Origin of the sequence: Tsukamurella sp. 1534, assembly GCF_000312385.1 — a bacterium.
Classification (GTDB): Bacteria; Actinomycetota; Actinomycetes; order Mycobacteriales; family Mycobacteriaceae; genus Tsukamurella.
On record NZ_HE997628.1, the window covers coordinates 342964 to 357360 of the forward strand.

Genomic DNA, 14397 nt, shown 5'->3' on the forward strand with positions numbered 1-14397 from the left:
GGGAGTGAGCAGCCTGATCCTCCTGAACGGCGCCCCGGGCACGGGGAAGTCGACCATCGCCTCCGCGCTCGCGGGTGAGGTGCCGATGATGCTGGCGCTCGACATCGACGTCCTGAAACACGCACTGGGACACTGGCCGGAGGATCCCGTCGCGGCGGGGCTGCGCGCGCGGTCGGTCGCATTGGCGGTGCTCGGCGAGCACCTGGACGCCGGTTTCGACGTGGTGCTCGGGCAGTACCTGGCGCGCGCGGAGTTCATCGAGGAACTGGAGCGCGCGGCGGCACGGCACGGTGCGCGGTTCGTCGAGTTCCTGCTCGACCTGGACGCGGAGTCGTTGGCCACCCGGCTCAGCGACCGCGCCGCCGCGCCCGACCGGCCGGAACACGCGGTCAACAACCGACTCGTCGGGCCCGCGGACGCCGCCGACCTGGAGCGGTCGATGGGCGCGGTCCGCGCGGAGCGGATCGGGGCGATCCGGCTGGACGCCCGCCGCCCCGTCCGCGACACCGTCGCCGCGATCCGGTCCGCGGCCGGCCTGTGAACGGGCCAGGAACGCTTCGAGCCCGCACCGGGATCGGTGCGGGCTCGAAGCGTCAGACTGCGCGGATCACACGTCGTAGTAGAGCTGGGATCGCTACCTGCGGGTTTGTTTCGCGCTGGCATTGCTGGGCCCATCTAGTTTCGACTGGTCAGAGCATTGGTGCTGTTGCGTAACGAGAGGCGGCGCCGGAGCTCCTGGGGACTGGCTGCGGACTGAGCTCTTGGGGCGCGTCGAATCCGACATGATGCGAGGTTCACGGCACTACGCTCTCTCCATGGAGCAGGACGAATGCCCTAGACCGTGGATGCCCACCGACGCCGTGGACGCATTACGACGGCCATTCGATAGCCGCTGTTGGTGGTGTGGGTCTACAGATCTCAGTGCGGAACACAGGTTCAAGCGATCTGACCTCTCCAAGCTCGACGCCTCAAAGGGAGGGCTGGACTGGATAGACAGCGGTACCGGGGTGTTGCAGCGAATTAGGGGCCCGCAGGATAAACGAATAAAGTTTGAACCGAATCTCTGCAAACGATGCAACAATGCGAGATCTCAACCTTCCGATCGTGCCTGGGATTTAATGTTCGACTACATCGCGCAGAACTGGTATAGGGGATTGCGGAGGTCGCGGACCATAGACTTCGCAAACATTCTGGGCGACGCTGAAGAGCCCCGGCGTGTTGCTCAATATTTGGTGAAAAATATGGCGTGCACGATTGTCAGTTCGGGTTTCGCGGTGCCCCCAGGAATCATCTCGTTCCTTGACGACGACCCCGTCGATCGGCGGGAGATACAGTCGGTATTTTTTCGGTGCCGCTCCTGCTGGGAGCAAGAACGGAACGTTTCGAAGTCCGAGATCAGCAGCTTGGCTAGAGCTTCGCTCTACGCAGAGCTTGATCGAGAAACGATGGAACCTAACGTGTTTGCAACAGAGTTTCAGGTTGGAGCATTCGGATTCATGATCAGGTGGGATGGGGTAAACGAGTCTCCGCCCGCATTCTTCGAGGTCGATCGAGCGACTATTCACGACAGGCGGTCGCTGCCCGACCAGCACCTGCACTGCTGTGTTCGTGACCGATTTATGATAGTTACTGATGTTCGCGGAAAGTAGGAACAGCCCTAGGACACCAAGTTGCGCGAACTCGATGGATGCGAATCTGCGGGTGAGATGTCGAAGGGTGGGGCCGCACCAATTTGGGCGACCCCACCCCTCGAAGAAAGCGCTCTACGTGAGCTGGGTGGTGAGTTCGAGCGCCTTGGCCTTCACGTCGACCGCGGATACCCGTTTGGCGGCCGGGTTGATCCCTTCGGTGTCGTCCCCGGCGGTCGGATGGTCAGGATCCGGGAACGCGACCGCGTGAATGGCCGCGAGAACGTCGTCGACGATGGCCCCGGCCTCGTCGGCGAGGTCCGCGACCGCATCAGCGAGCTGAGACAGCGCCTCGGGGTCGATTTCCGCCGATTCGGGCTCCGGGACCGGTGCGCCGGCCTGCATGGACGCCATTCAGCGGTCGAATTCGGCGAGCGCGGCTTTCTGAGCGGCCCGGAACTCGGGTGTGATGGGGGGTCCCGCGGTCGCGGGCGATGCGGGGAGTCATTCGAGGCTCCTTCGAATGTTGGATGTCACGCGGGCTTCGCGGTTGCTCGGTACCGCGACGACACCGACGTTGAGCAGTTCCCGCCACGCCCTTCCGGCCTGCTCGAGGGTGTTGTCATGCCGGACAGCCACGGACACCGTGTTGATGTGGCCCTCCTGCATCAAGCTACGGACCCGTTGGGCCTCGGGTGTCGACGCGAACCGAGCGCTGATGCGGAGAGTGCCATCGGGAGGCGATCCACGGCGTCGCGGATCCGATGGTGCCAGCCTTCGTGTATCGGAGACGGTCGCGTTGCGGACGCGCGAGGACGTGGACTTCATCCGGGGCGTCGTGCACCCGCGTGAGCAGTGGACCGCCCATGACGAACGCGCGCCGCTTATGACCGAGGGGACGGACGCTCTGGTGCCGATTCCGAACGAGATGGCCCTACAGCTCGCGGCGTCGGTGAAGCGGTGGCCGGGGGAGACGGTCGTGGCGGACGGCCGCACAGGTGCGCGCGTCGGCCCGTGGCGCATCGAGGCGGCGATCCGCGAGGCGCGGGCGAAGATCGAAGGCCTGCCCGACACGTTCGTGTTCCACGATCTCAGGCACTATTTCGCGTCGGCGTTGATCGCCGGGGGAGCGGACAACAAGACCGTGCAGGCGCGGATGCGGCACGCGAAGGCCAGCACCACGCTCGACGTGTACGGGCACATGTTCCCGGATGCAGACGAGTCGACCCGCGCCGTGATCGCTGGGATCTTCGTGGCGCGGGCCGACTCGCTGGAAGCTACTGCGGACTGACTGCGGACTGAGATTCAGAATCCGCAGGTCAGCGGCATAGCAGACTCACACGTCGTAGTAGAGCTGGAACTCGTAGGGGTGCGGCCGCAGGTTGACCGGCTCGATCTCGTTCTCGCGCTTGTACGAGATCCACTCCTCGACCAGGTCCTCGGTGAACACGCCACCGGCGGTGAGGTATTCGTGGTCCTCCTCGAGGCGGTCGATCACGGCCGGCAGCGAGGTGGGTGCCTGCGGGATGCCCTTGGCCTCCTCGGGCGGCAGCTCGTAGAGGTCCTTGTCGACCGGGGCGTGCGGCTCGATCTTGTTCTTGATGCCGTCCAGGCCGGCCATCATCATGGCGGCGAAGGCCAGGTACGGGTTGCCCGAGCTGTCGGGGCAACGGAACTCGATGCGCTTGGCCTTCGGGTTGTTGCCCGTGATCGGGATGCGCACGCAGGCCGAGCGGTTGCGCTGGCTGTACACCAGGTTGATCGGGGCCTCGTAGCCCGGCACCAGGCGCTTGTACGAGTTGATCGTCGGGTTGGTGAACGCGAGCAGCGACGGGGCGTGGTGCAGGATGCCGCCGATGTAGTAGCGCGCGATGTCCGACAGGCCGCCGTAGCCGGCCTCGTCGTAGAACAGCGGCTTGCCGTCCTTCCACAGCGACTGGTGGGCGTGCATGCCCGAGCCGTTGTCACCGAACAGCGGCTTCGGCATGAACGTGACGGTCTTGCCCTCCTGCCACGCGGTGTTCTTCACGATGTACTTGAACAGCTGGACGTCGTCCGCGGCGTGCAGCAGCGTGTCGAACTTGTAGTTGATCTCGGCCTGGCCGCCGGTGCCCACCTCGTGGTGGCCGCGCTCCAGGGTGAAGCCGGCGTTCTGCAGGTTGGTCGAGATCTTGTCGCGCAGGTCCACGTAGTGGTCGTACGGCGCGACGGGGAAGTAGCCGCCCTTGTTGCGGACCTTGTAGCCGAGGTTCGGCGAGCCGTCCTCCTCGACCGCACGGCCGGTGTTCCACGAGCCCGAGATGGAGTCGACCTCGTAGAACGAGCCGTTGACGTTGGAGTCGTAGCTCACCGAGTCGAAGATGTAGAACTCGGCCTCGGCGCCGAAGAAGCAGGTGTCGGCGATGCCGGTGCTGGCCAGGTACTCCTCGGCCTTGCGCGCGATGTTGCGCGGGTCGCGGCTGTAGGCCTCCCGCGTGAACGGGTCGTGCACGAAGAACGAGATGTTCATCGTCTTCGCGGCGCGGAACGGGTCGATGCGCGCGGTGGTGACGTCGGGGAGCAGCATCATGTCGGACTCGTCGATCGACTGGAAGCCGCGGATCGAAGACCCGTCGAAGGCCAGGCCGTCCTCGAAGACGCTGTCGTCGAACGCCGAGGCGGGGATGCTGAAGTGCTGCATCGTGCCGGGCAGATCGCAGAAGCGGATGTCGACGTACTCGACGTTCTCCTTCTTGAGGTAGTCGAGTAGTTCCTCTTTGGTAGTGAACACCTTGTAATGGCTCCTTCGTCGTCCGGTGGTGGATCGCGGTGGTCGTACCTCCGCCACCCTTCACCGAGGTTACGAGCATTGAACCTATGGATGCGGTGTTGCCCGTGAACTAACGGAATGTTTCATCGGTGTTACACATCGATCGGAGGGGCCGCGAGGCGCCCACGTACCCTGAAGCCATGGGTCGAGAAACGGGATCATGGCTGTCCGGCGCCTCCGCGGCGCTGCCCGAGGGGGCGCACGGCGACTACCGCGGGCAGGGGCTGGGGCTTCCGCAGGACGGCCCCGGATCGGTCGCGTCCACCGGGCGCCGCGTGCTGGGGCTGTTCCTCGACTGGGTCCCGTCCGCGCTCATCGCGCTCGCGATCACGGGGTCGAGCAACGATCAGGGGACGCTGACCGTGGGGATCTGGTTCCTGGTGGGCGTGCTCTCGGTGACGCTGTTCGGCTTCACGCCGGGGCAGTACTTCGCCGGCATGCGGGTGTCCCGCATCGAGAACCCGGACATGCGTGTGGGATTCGTGCGCGCGCTCGCCCGGAACCTGCTCATCCTGTTCCTCGTGCCGCCGCTGATCCAGGACGTGGACGGCCGCGGAATGCAGGATCGGGCCACCGGAACCGTGCTGGTGCGGTCCCGGTAGCCCGACTGTGCCGGGCGCGGCGGGAGGTTAGTTCGAGCCGGTCTTGCGGCGGACGGTGCGCTGCACGCTGCGCATCTTGGCGCCCTGCGGCATCGGCCCGCGGGGCATCTGCGCGCCGCCGCCGCGGCTGGACAGCGCGGCGAGGCGCCCCTCCAGCTCGTCGATCTTCTTGTTGTTGATGTTCGAGGGCAGCTTGTTGAGGGTGCGCTGCAGCTTGCGCAGCGGGATCTGCCCCTCCTCGGTGCCGACGACGAACTCGTAGATCGGGGTCTGGCCCACGAGCCGCGAGGTCTTCTTCTTCTCCTGTGCGAGCAGCGACCGGACCCGGCTCTCGTTGCCCTCGGCCACCAGGATGATGCCCGGCCGGCCGATCACGCGGTGCACCGCGTCGGCGTGGGTGGTGGTGGCGATGCCCTGCTTCACGCGCCACGTGCCGCGCATGTTGTCCAGGGCCCAGCCGGCGGCGCCCGCCTGGCCCTCGTTCTTGGTGTAGACGTTGCGCTCGAGCCGGCGGGTGAACACGATGAACGCGCCCAGCAGGCCGATCAGGACGCCCAGGATCAGGAACAGCCACCAGTTGCCGAACGCGGCGCCGATGCCGACCGAGACCGCGACGGCGACCACGAAGACCGCGATCATGATCGGCAGGAGGGCCTTGTCCTCCTTGCGCTGCATCTGGAACGCCTGCCACATCTGCTTGCGGCGCTCCTTGGAAGCGGCCCGGCGGGCCTTCTTCGCCTCCGCCTTGGCCGCCTTCAGCTTGTCCTTGGCTGCGTTGTCCTGTGCCATGGTTCCCAGTTTACGGAGTGGCTACTTCGCTGCTGCCATACGGCTCAGAACCGACGTGGCCTCCTGCGCCGCGTCGCCCTCCGCGGTGAGGTGCGACATGGCCTCGGGGATGGGCCGGCCGTGGTGCGCCATCGCCTTGGCGTAGAGCTTTCCGGCGCGGTACGACGAGCGCACCAGGGGCCCGGCCATGACGCCGGCGAAGCCCATCTCCTCGGCCGCGGTCGTGTGCTCGACGAACTCCTCGGGCTTGACCCACCGCTCCACGGGGTGGTGTCGAGGGGACGGCCGCAGGTACTGGGTGATGGTGATGATGTCGCAGCCCGCGTCGTGCAGGTCGCGCATCGCCTCGGTGACCTCCTCGGGGGTCTCGCCCATGCCGAGGATGAGGTTCGACTTGGTGACCAGGCCGAAGTCGCGGGCCTGGCGGATCACGTCGAGCGAGCGCTCGTAGCGGAACGCGGGGCGGATCCGCTTGAAGATGCGGGGCACCGTCTCCAGGTTGTGCGCGAGCACCTCCGGGCGGGACTCGAACACCTCGGCCAGCAGCTCGGGCTTGGCGTGGAAGTCGGGGATGAGGTTCTCGACGCCGGTGTTCGGGTTCAGTGCATGGATCTGGCGCACCGTCTCGGCGTACAACCACACGCCCTCGTCGGGCAGGTCGTCGCGGGCCACGCCCGTGATGGTCGAGTAGCGCAGGCCCATCGCCTGCACCGACTCGGCGACGCGGCGCGGCTCGTCCCGGTCCAGCTCCGCCGGCTTGCCCGTGTCGATCTGGCAGAAGTCGCACCGCCGGGTGCATTGCTCTCCGCCGATGAGGAAGGTGGCCTCGCGGTCCTCCCAGCACTCGTAGATGTTGGGGCAGCCCGCCTCTTCGCACACCGTGTGCAGACCTTCACGCTTGACCAGGCCCTTGAGTTCGGTGAATTCGGGGCCCATCTTCGCGCGCGTGCGGATCCAGTTCGGCTTGCGCTCGATCGGGGTCTGTGCGTTACGGACCTCGAGGCGGAGTAGCTTGCGGGGGTTCTCCGGGGTACTCACCCGATCCATGCTACGCCGGGTCCGGCGGCCCGCCGGTGGCGCGGGTCACGCCCTGTCGCCCGCGATTGTTCGATCATCTAATCTGACTCGGACAGGAGGTGCGGCGATGGTGCAGGGGAGGACCCCGTGGGGCGCTTTCGTCGTCCTCTACCTGGTCTTCTTCCTCATGGGCGCCGAGATGAACCTCGTCGCCCCGCTGCTCCCCGACATCGCCCGCGCCTTCGGATCGTCGACCGGGGCCGCGGGCAACGTCGTGACCGCCTACGTGCTCTGCTACGCCGTCACCGGACCGCTCTTCGGGCGGATCTCCGACCGCCTTCCGCGCCGCTACGCGATCGCCGCGGGAATGGCCGTCTTCGCCGCGGCCGACGTCCTCAGCTACGCCGCTCCGTCGCTCGGCCTCCTCATCGCGGCCCGGGCCGTGTCGGGGCTCGGCGCGGCCCTGGGCGCACCGTCGATCTGGGCGTACCTCGCCGAACACGCCGCCCCGGCGCAACGGGGGCGCGCGGTGTCGCTGGGCGCGGCCGCCTACGCCGGCGGCCAGGTGCTGGGCGTACCGATGGGGGCGCTCCTCGCCACCGTGCTGGGGTGGCGCGCGCCGTACCTACTGATCGGCGTGCCGATGCTGGTGGTCGCCGCGGTCATGGCGCGACGCCTGCCGTCCGCCGGCCACTCGGCGGGCGCCGCGGAACCGGGCGGGTTGTTCGCGCCGTGGCGGGACCGGCGGATCGCCCTCGCGTTCACGTCCTCGCTGCTTCTCCAAGCGGGGCGGCTCGGCGCCTACACCTACGTGGGAGTCCTTCTCTCGCAACGGTTCGGCTACGGGCTCACCGCGCTCGGGCTGGTCGGCCTGGTCGTCGGGATCGGGTCGATGATCGGGTCGGTGGGAACGGGCGTGGTCGTCGACCGGCTGGCGCGCCGCGGCGCCCACCCGGCCTGGGTGCCCGCGGGGGCCGCGCTCGTCGTCGCCGGCGGTGTGGCGGTGGCGACCACGGCCACGGTCCCCGCGGTCGCCGTCGCGGCGATCGCGGTGTGGTGCGCGGGCGGCGGCGCGTTCTTCTCCGCGCAGCAGACGTACCTCTCGTCCGTGGACCCCGACCACCGCGCAGCCGTGCTGGGCTGGAACAACGCCTGCACGAACGCCGGTATCGCGGCGGGCACCTCGGTGCTCGGCGCGATCGCCGTGGGCGGCCCCTGGTTCGCCGCCGCGGCCACCGGCTTCGCGCTGGCCGCGGCGCTCCTGTGCATCGTCTCGGTGCGATTCGGTGCGGCGCCCGCCGGGGAGGTCAGGGCCTCGACGGCCACCACACCCGATCGCCCAGCGCGGTGATCGCGGCCGGGACGAACACGGTGCGCACCACCGCGATGTCGATCAACAGCCCGATGCCGATCGTGGACCCGATCTGCAGGAGGTTGATCACGCTGCCGCTCATGAGCGCGAACATGGTGATCGCGAAAACCAGTCCGGCCGTGGTGATCACGCTGCCCGTGGAGCCGAACGCGCGGAGCACGCCGCGCACCGTCGAATCCCCGGCGGCCTCCTCCCGGATCCGGTCCGCGAACAGCATGCTGTAGTCCGCGCCCACCGCCACGAGGGCCATGAACGAGATCGGCAGCACCGACCAGTCGACGGGGATGCCCAGACCGTGCTGCCACAGCAGCACCGACGCGCCCGCGGCCGCGCCGAAGGAGAGCACCACCGTGGCCACCATCAGCAGCGGCGCGACGACCGAGCGCAGCAGCACCAGCAGCACGAGGAACACGCCGATCACGGCGACGAGGCCGAACAGCAGGAAGTCGCGCAGCACCTGATCGCGCATCTGCGCCGAGATCGACGCCAGGCCGAACCCGTCGACCGACGCGTCCTGCAGCACGGTGCCGTGCGCCGCCGCCCTGGCGGCCTCGGGGATGGACGCCGCCGTGTTGAGGGCCTCGTCCGAGTAGGGATTGATGCCCCACACCACCAGCATCCGGGCCGACCGTCCGTCGGGCGACATGAGCACCCGCGCACCGTCGACGAACCGGTCCGACTGCAGTCCCTGGGCGGGCAGGTAGAAGCCCCGCCCGGGGCCCTCGGAGGTCCCGGCCGAGAGGCCCGTCAGGTAGTCGGTGGCCGTGCCGAGGCCGTCCTGCAGCCGCCCCGTCATCTCCACGACCTGGTCGGTGCCCGACTTGACCTGCCCCAGGCCCGTGCTGAGCTGCGACAGCCCGCCGGAGAGCTCCTCGACGCCGGCGTTGAGCTGGGCGAGCTGCGCCTTCACCTGCGCCGGGCTGAGCCCGCCGAGCCCGGCGAGGAGGCCCTGCAGGCGGGCGAGGGCGTCGTCCGCCTGCGCCAGGGCGGTCGCCGCCCGGTCGGTGGTGCCGGGCGGCAACGGGGCCGCCGCGGTCGCGGCCCGCACGGCCGACGAGGCGCCGCCGCCCGTCGTGCGATCCAGGGTCGCGAAGGCCTCGCGCGCGGCGCGGCAGTTCGGGTCGGCGGAACAGGTGGGGGAGACCGGCCCCACGAGGGGCCCGAACACCGTCGTGATGCCCGACGTGGCCGCGGACTGCTGCCGCTGCGCCGTGCGGACCGCGTCCGCCGCCGCGGTGAGCGTCGTGACGGCGCTCCGGAGCAGGGCCGTCGCGCGATCCACGTCGACGGTGCCGCCGCTCGCGGTCGCGAGGGCGTTCTGCGCGGAGGTGAGCGCGTCGAGGACGCCCGACGCGAGGCCCGTGACCCGCTGCGTTCCCGCGACCAGTTCCGGGACGCGGCGCGAGGCGTCCGCGGCCCCCGCGTTCAGCTGGTCCACGCCCGAGGCGAGGGCCTTCAGCTGCGGAGAGGCGTCCTTGAGCTGCCGGCCGGCGTCCCCGAGCCCGTCCGCCACGATCCCGGCCTGATAGCCGACGGCCGATTCGGGTACGGGCTCGCCGTTCGGACGGGTGATGGACCGGATGTACGCCACCTGCGGCAGGTTCGACACCCCGATGGCGATCGATTCGAGCGCCGCGAGGTCGTGCGTGTTGCGCATGTCGTGGTCGGAGCGGATGAGCAGGAACTCGGGCACGGCCTCGTTGACGCCCCAGTGTTCCTGCACCGTCTCGTAGCCGTTGCGGGAATCGGTGGCCCGCAGCTGCATCCGGTTCTCGTCGAACCCGATCACCATGCTCGGGAGGACGGCCGACGCGGCCAGCAGCACCACGAGGGCGGCCGCCGAGAGCGGGACGGCGCGGCGCATCACCTTCGCGCCGGTGCGGCGCCAGCGCTTCTCCGTGCCCGGCCGCGGTTCCACCCAACCGCGGGCGCCGAGGTAGCGCAGCAGCGCCGGAGGGAGTGTGAGGGCGATGAGGCAGGTGACGATGATCGAGATGGTGGTCGGCAGGCCGGCGGTGACGAAGATGCCCACCTTGCAGAAGATCATGGCGCCGCTGGCCACGGCGATGGTGAGCGCCGACGCCACGATGATCCGGCCCACCCGGGTCGACGCGGCGACCGCGGCCTCCCCGGACGGCAGGCCCGCCCGCCGGGCCTCGTGGAAGCCGGCCACCGCGAAGATCGCGTAGTCCGTGGCGGCGCCCAGGACCATCGCCGTCATGATCGCGATGGAGAAGTTGGAGACCGGGATGATCTCGTGTTCGCCGAGCAGGGAGACGATCGGCCGCGCCACGGCGAGCGAGAGGCCGATGGTGAGCAGCGGCACCACGGCCGCGCCCACCGACCGGTACGTGACCAGGAGCAGCGCCATGATCAGGACCACCGACACCGCCGTGATCACCAGCAGAGAGGCGTCGATCGCCGTGAACAGGTCGGACAGCGTGGGCGCGGTGCCGGTGAACTCGGCGGTGACGCCCGGCGGCGCCGGGATGGAGCGGACCGTCTCCCGGATCGCTTCCGTGCTGGATTGCGCTCGCGTGGAGCCGATGTCGCCGACCTCGGCCACCAGGAGGTTGATCGCCTTCTTGTCCGGGCTCAGCCCCACCTCGCGCGCCGCGGGCCGGCCGAAGGTGTCGATCACGTACGCGACGTGCTCCTGGTCCGCCTGCAGGGCGGTGGTGATCCGCCGGTAGTAGTCCTCCTCGGCCGGGCCGATCTCGTGGCCGGCGGAGACGATCACGTTCCCCTGCGCGGTGGACGACGGGGTGCCGAACTCCTCGGCCATCGCCCGCAGCCCGTCGACGCCGGGGAGGTCGCCGGGGATGAACGGCGCGGAGTGCTTGTGCACCGTGGTCTCGAGCTGGGGCACTGCGACGTTGAGCACGCCGGCCAGCGCCACCCAGAACAACAGCACCCACGCCGCGTGGCGCACGCACCACCGTCCCCATCTCGTCGCGATACCGGGCGTCGCCTGGTGGTCCGTCATGGTGCCTTCCGTTGGTCCTTCGAATATCGGACCCACAGATATGGAAAGCCCCGGGATCACCCGAGCAATGGTCCAAATTTCGAACTAGGCTGGTTCGGAGAGGACGCTATCCAATCCTGCGGTGCTGTAGAAAGGGGTCCGAACGGTGACGTTCGACGGAATCGCGAGGGGGAGTGACGTGGATCACAGTCCACTGGACGACGACGCCGAGACGGGCGACCCGCTCCCCGGCCGGCCGGTCCGCGGATCGGAGACGGGCCGCCCGATGATGGCCGCCCTCGACCTGCTCGGGCGGCGGTGGGCGCTGCGGATCGTGTGGGAGCTGCGGTTCGGCAAATCGCGGTTCTCGGACCTGCGCAAGACGATCGAGGGCATCTCGTCGAGCACGCTGTCGCAGCGGCTCTCCGAGCTGTTGGCCGCGCGGGTCGTCACGCAGACGGCGGAGGGTGCCTACCGGCTCACGAATCAGGGCCGCGCGCTACTGCTGGCTCTCGGCCCGCTCGAACTGTGGGCGCACACCTGGGCGCGGGCAGTGGGGGAGGACAGGACCTCCGGTCAGGCCTGATCGGCTGCGGCGTGCAGGTTCTCGTCCACCACGGGCAGATCCCCGTCGAGTGCGCGGCGCACCGCGTCGACCACGGCGCCGCGGACCTCGCCCACCGTCACGTCCCGGCCCAGCTCGGAGCTCAGGGTCGTGACGCCGGCGTCCGGGATGCCGCACGGGATGATCGCGTCGAACCCGCCGAGGGTGTTGTCGCAGTTGAGGGCGAAGCCGTGCAGCGTCACGCCGCGCGCCACGCGGATGCCGATCGCGGCCACCTTCCGTTCGGGCCGCGCACCGTCGGCCGGGAACCAGACGCCCGAGCGCCCCTCGACGCGCCCCACCCGCAGGCCCAGTCCCGTGCACACCTCGATCAGCGCCTGCTCGATGCGGCGCACGTAGTCCACCACGTCGACGGGCGAGGCCAGCTTGACGATCGGATACCCGACCAGCTGCCCCGGCCCGTGCCAGGTGATCTTGCCGCCGCGGTCCACGTCCACCACGGCGCTGCCGTCCGTGGGCAGGTCCTCCGGCTGCGTGCGCTTGCCCGCGGTGAACGTGGGCGGGTGCTCGAGGAGCAGGAGCCGGTCGCCGATCTCCTCCTCGGCGCGCTGCTGCGCGAGGTCGTGCTGGAGGTCGAACGCCTCGGTGTAGCCGACGGTGCCGAGGTCCTCGACGACGATCGGCGCGGTGGCGGCGCGGGCGGAACGTGCGGGCATGGATCCGACGCTACGCCTCGTCGGCGAGCGCCACGGCGAGAGCCGCCGGAAGCGCGGTGTGGGCGAACCGGAATCCGCTGTCGTGCAGCACCCGCGGCACCGCGCGCTGCGAGGTGAGGACGCCCGCGTCCGCGATCTCGCCGAGCGCCGCGCGCAGCGCGAACCGCGGCACCACCCAGCGAGCGGGGCGGCTGAGCTCGCGCCCCAGCGCCTCGCTGAACGCCTGCTGCCGCACCGGCGTCGGCCCGGTGACGTTGATCGGGCCTGACAGGGTGCCGTCGAGCGCACCGTCGAGCACGTGGCAGACGGCCCGCACCGCGTCGTCGCGCACGATCCAGGGCAGCCACTGATGACCACTGCCGAGGCGGCCGCCGAGGCCGAGGAGGTACACCCGGCGCAGCGCGGGCAGGAGACCCCCGGCCGCCGAGAGGACGTGCCCGAAGCGCAACTGCGCCACGGTCGCCCCGGCCGCGTGCGCCGGGGCCGCGGCCGCCTCCCATTCGGTGCACAGGCTCGCCAGGAAGTCCGAACCGGGCGGGGTGCCGCCGGGGCCGTCGACGCACTCGGTCTCGCCCGCGTCGCCGTACACGCCGACGGCGCTGGCACTGAGGAGGACCGGGACGCCGGACTCGGCGACCGCGTCCGCGAGGGCGGCCACCGGCTCGATGCGCGAGTCGCGCAGCTCCTGCTTCACGGCGCCCGTCCAGCGGCGCCCCGCGATGGGCGCGCCGTTGAGCGCGATCACCGCGTCGAAACCCGTGAGATCCGGCGCGGGCCCCGCGGGGTCCCACGCCATCGCGCCGATCCGCTCCACGGATTCCGGCCGCAGGAGCGGAACGACGGTGTCGCCCCGCCGGGTCAGCGCGGCGGCCAGCGCGGTGCCGACCAGACCGGAGGACCCGGCGAGGGCGATCCGTCGTTGCATGGGCTACAGGCCGAGGTCGGCCTCGAACGCGCCCTCCTCGAGGCGGTGCTTCACCGTGGTGAGGAACCGGCCCGCGTCGGCACCGTCGATCAGGCGGTGGTCGTACGTGAGCGGCAGGAAGGCCATCGGGTGGATGCCGATCGACTCGGTGCCCGCGGCGTCCTTCACCACGACCGGGCGCTTGACGATCGCGCCGGTGCCCAGCATCGCCGCCTGCGGCGGGACCAGGATCGGGGTGTCGAAGAGCGCGCCCTCGCTGCCGATGTTGGTGATGGTGAACGTGCCGCCGGACAGCTCGTCGGGCTTGAGTCCGCTGTTGCGCGTCCGGTCCGCGAGGTCCACGATCGCGCGGGCCAGGCCGGCCAGCGAGAGGTCGTCGGCGTTCTTGATCACGGGCGAGAGCAGGCCCTGCGGGGTGTCGACGGCGATGCCCAGGTTCACCACGCCGTGGTAGGTGATCTCCTTGAAGTCGTCGCTGATCGACGCGTTGACGTTCGGGTGCACCTTGAGCGCCTCGATGACCGCCTTCGCGATGAAGGGCAGGTACGTGAGGTTGACGCCCTCGTTCGCCTTGAACGCGGCCTTGGCCTGCGCGCGCAGCGCGACGATCTTGCTGAAGTCGACCTCGAAGACCTGCGTCAGCTGGGCGGCGCCCTGCAGGGACTCGCGGGTCACCTTCGCGGTGATCTGCCGGATCCGGTTCGTCTTCTGGGTGGTGCCGCGCAGCGCCGCCAGTTCGGGGTTGACGCCCTTCGGGGCCGACGGTGCCGCTGCCGCGGGAGCGGCGGCGGGTGCCGCCGCGGCGGGGGCGGCGGCCGGAGCCTTGGCGGCCTCGGCCGCGGCCAGCACGTCCTGCTTGCGGATGCGGCCACCGACGCCGGTGCCCTTCACCGCGTTCAGGTCGACGTTGTTCTCCGCGGCGAGCTTGCGCACGAGCGGCGTGACGTACGGAGTGGAGTCCGAGGACTCCGCGGCGGGAGCGGCCGGTGCCGCGGCGGCCGGCGCGGGC

The 14397-nt window shown here is 69.8% G+C and carries 13 protein-coding genes; 5 read left to right on the forward strand and 8 right to left on the reverse strand.

Going from position 1 to position 14397, the window contains the following annotated elements; translation table 11 throughout:
- Window positions 1-4: 4 nt before the first annotated feature.
- Complete coding sequence (locus BN39_RS19745; RefSeq protein WP_019204178.1) at window positions 5-541, forward strand: AAA family ATPase; 537 nt, start codon at window positions 5-7, stop codon at window positions 539-541.
- A gap of 1222 nt (window positions 542-1763) precedes the next feature.
- On the opposite strand, the gene BN39_RS19750 is transcribed toward BN39_RS19745, so the two are convergent.
- Window positions 1764-2033: a hypothetical protein gene (locus tag BN39_RS19750; RefSeq protein WP_148281543.1), complete on the reverse strand. Its 270-nt coding sequence runs from the start codon at window positions 2031-2033 to the stop codon at window positions 1764-1766.
- Between the two features lie 313 nt (window positions 2034-2346).
- Here BN39_RS19750 and BN39_RS23935 point away from each other — a divergent pair, with 313 nt between their 5' ends.
- Entirely contained in the window at window positions 2347-2919 is a 573-nt protein-coding gene (locus tag BN39_RS23935) for a tyrosine-type recombinase/integrase (protein WP_256378529.1), read from the forward strand.
- A gap of 45 nt (window positions 2920-2964) precedes the next feature.
- Here BN39_RS23935 and glnA read toward each other — a convergent pair whose 3' ends face one another.
- Window positions 2965-4398: a type I glutamate--ammonia ligase gene (gene glnA, locus BN39_RS19760; protein WP_019204181.1), complete on the reverse strand. Its 1434-nt coding sequence runs from the start codon at window positions 4396-4398 to the stop codon at window positions 2965-2967.
- Between the two features lie 179 nt (window positions 4399-4577).
- On the opposite strand from glnA, the gene BN39_RS19765 reads away from it, so the two are divergent.
- A complete protein-coding gene (locus tag BN39_RS19765) occupies window positions 4578-5039 on the forward strand; it encodes an RDD family protein (RefSeq protein ID WP_019204182.1) in 462 nt (153 codons plus the stop codon).
- A 27-nt stretch (window positions 5040-5066) separates the two neighbouring features.
- Here BN39_RS19765 and BN39_RS19770 read toward each other — a convergent pair whose 3' ends face one another.
- Window positions 5067-5828, reverse strand: a complete 762-nt coding sequence (locus BN39_RS19770; protein ID WP_019204183.1) for a DUF4191 domain-containing protein — start codon at window positions 5826-5828, stop codon at window positions 5067-5069.
- A gap of 21 nt (window positions 5829-5849) precedes the next feature.
- On the reverse strand, window positions 5850-6875 hold the full coding sequence (gene lipA / locus BN39_RS19775; protein ID WP_040768744.1) for a lipoyl synthase: 1026 nt from the start codon (window positions 6873-6875) through the stop codon (window positions 5850-5852).
- A gap of 97 nt (window positions 6876-6972) precedes the next feature.
- Between lipA and BN39_RS19780 the strand changes: the two genes are divergently transcribed.
- On the forward strand, window positions 6973-8196 hold the full coding sequence (locus BN39_RS19780) for an MFS transporter (RefSeq protein ID WP_019204185.1): 1224 nt from the start codon (window positions 6973-6975) through the stop codon (window positions 8194-8196).
- Here the strand turns inward: BN39_RS19780 and BN39_RS19785 are convergent.
- A complete protein-coding gene (locus BN39_RS19785; protein WP_051159083.1) occupies window positions 8153-11203 on the reverse strand; it encodes an MMPL family transporter in 3051 nt (1016 codons plus the stop codon). The two genes, BN39_RS19780 and BN39_RS19785, sit on opposite strands and share 44 nt — an antisense overlap.
- Before the next feature lie 178 nt (window positions 11204-11381).
- Here BN39_RS19785 and BN39_RS19790 point away from each other — a divergent pair, with 178 nt between their 5' ends.
- Complete coding sequence (locus tag BN39_RS19790; protein WP_019204187.1) at window positions 11382-11768, forward strand: helix-turn-helix domain-containing protein; 387 nt, start codon at window positions 11382-11384, stop codon at window positions 11766-11768.
- On the opposite strand, the gene lipB is transcribed toward BN39_RS19790, so the two are convergent.
- The 3 genes from lipB to sucB all read right to left on the reverse strand — a co-directional run.
- On the reverse strand, window positions 11759-12463 hold the full coding sequence (gene lipB, locus BN39_RS19795; RefSeq protein ID WP_019204188.1) for a lipoyl(octanoyl) transferase LipB: 705 nt from the start codon (window positions 12461-12463) through the stop codon (window positions 11759-11761). The genes BN39_RS19790 and lipB overlap by 10 nt on opposite strands.
- Window positions 12464-12473: 10 nt before the next feature.
- Entirely contained in the window at window positions 12474-13388 is a 915-nt protein-coding gene (locus tag BN39_RS19800) for a TIGR01777 family oxidoreductase (RefSeq protein WP_019204189.1), read from the reverse strand.
- A 3-nt stretch (window positions 13389-13391) separates the two neighbouring features.
- The coding region (gene sucB, locus BN39_RS19805) for a 2-oxoglutarate dehydrogenase, E2 component, dihydrolipoamide succinyltransferase (RefSeq protein ID WP_019204190.1) at window positions 13392-14397 on the reverse strand (1006 nt) is incomplete at its 5' end.

What these genes read in the sequence shown, in the direction of transcription:
- BN39_RS19750 (WP_148281543.1), bottom strand. Translation starts at nt 2,033, where the DNA reads ATGCAGGCCGGCGCACCGGTCCCGGAGCCCGAATCGGCGGAAATCGAC.
- BN39_RS23935 (WP_256378529.1), top strand. Translation starts at nt 2,347, where the DNA reads ATGCGGAGAGTGCCATCGGGAGGCGATCCACGGCGTCGCGGATCCGAT.
- BN39_RS19765 (WP_019204182.1), top strand. Translation starts at nt 4,578, where the DNA reads ATGGGTCGAGAAACGGGATCATGGCTGTCCGGCGCCTCCGCGGCGCTG.
- BN39_RS19770 (WP_019204183.1), bottom strand. Translation starts at nt 5,828, where the DNA reads ATGGCACAGGACAACGCAGCCAAGGACAAGCTGAAGGCGGCCAAGGCG.
- lipA (WP_040768744.1), bottom strand. Translation starts at nt 6,875, where the DNA reads ATGGATCGGGTGAGTACCCCGGAGAACCCCCGCAAGCTACTCCGCCTC.
- BN39_RS19780 (WP_019204185.1), top strand. Translation starts at nt 6,973, where the DNA reads ATGGTGCAGGGGAGGACCCCGTGGGGCGCTTTCGTCGTCCTCTACCTG.
- BN39_RS19785 (WP_051159083.1), bottom strand. Translation starts at nt 11,203, where the DNA reads ATGACGGACCACCAGGCGACGCCCGGTATCGCGACGAGATGGGGACGG.
- lipB (WP_019204188.1), bottom strand. Translation starts at nt 12,463, where the DNA reads ATGCCCGCACGTTCCGCCCGCGCCGCCACCGCGCCGATCGTCGTCGAG.
- BN39_RS19800 (WP_019204189.1), bottom strand. Translation starts at nt 13,388, where the DNA reads ATGCAACGACGGATCGCCCTCGCCGGGTCCTCCGGTCTGGTCGGCACC.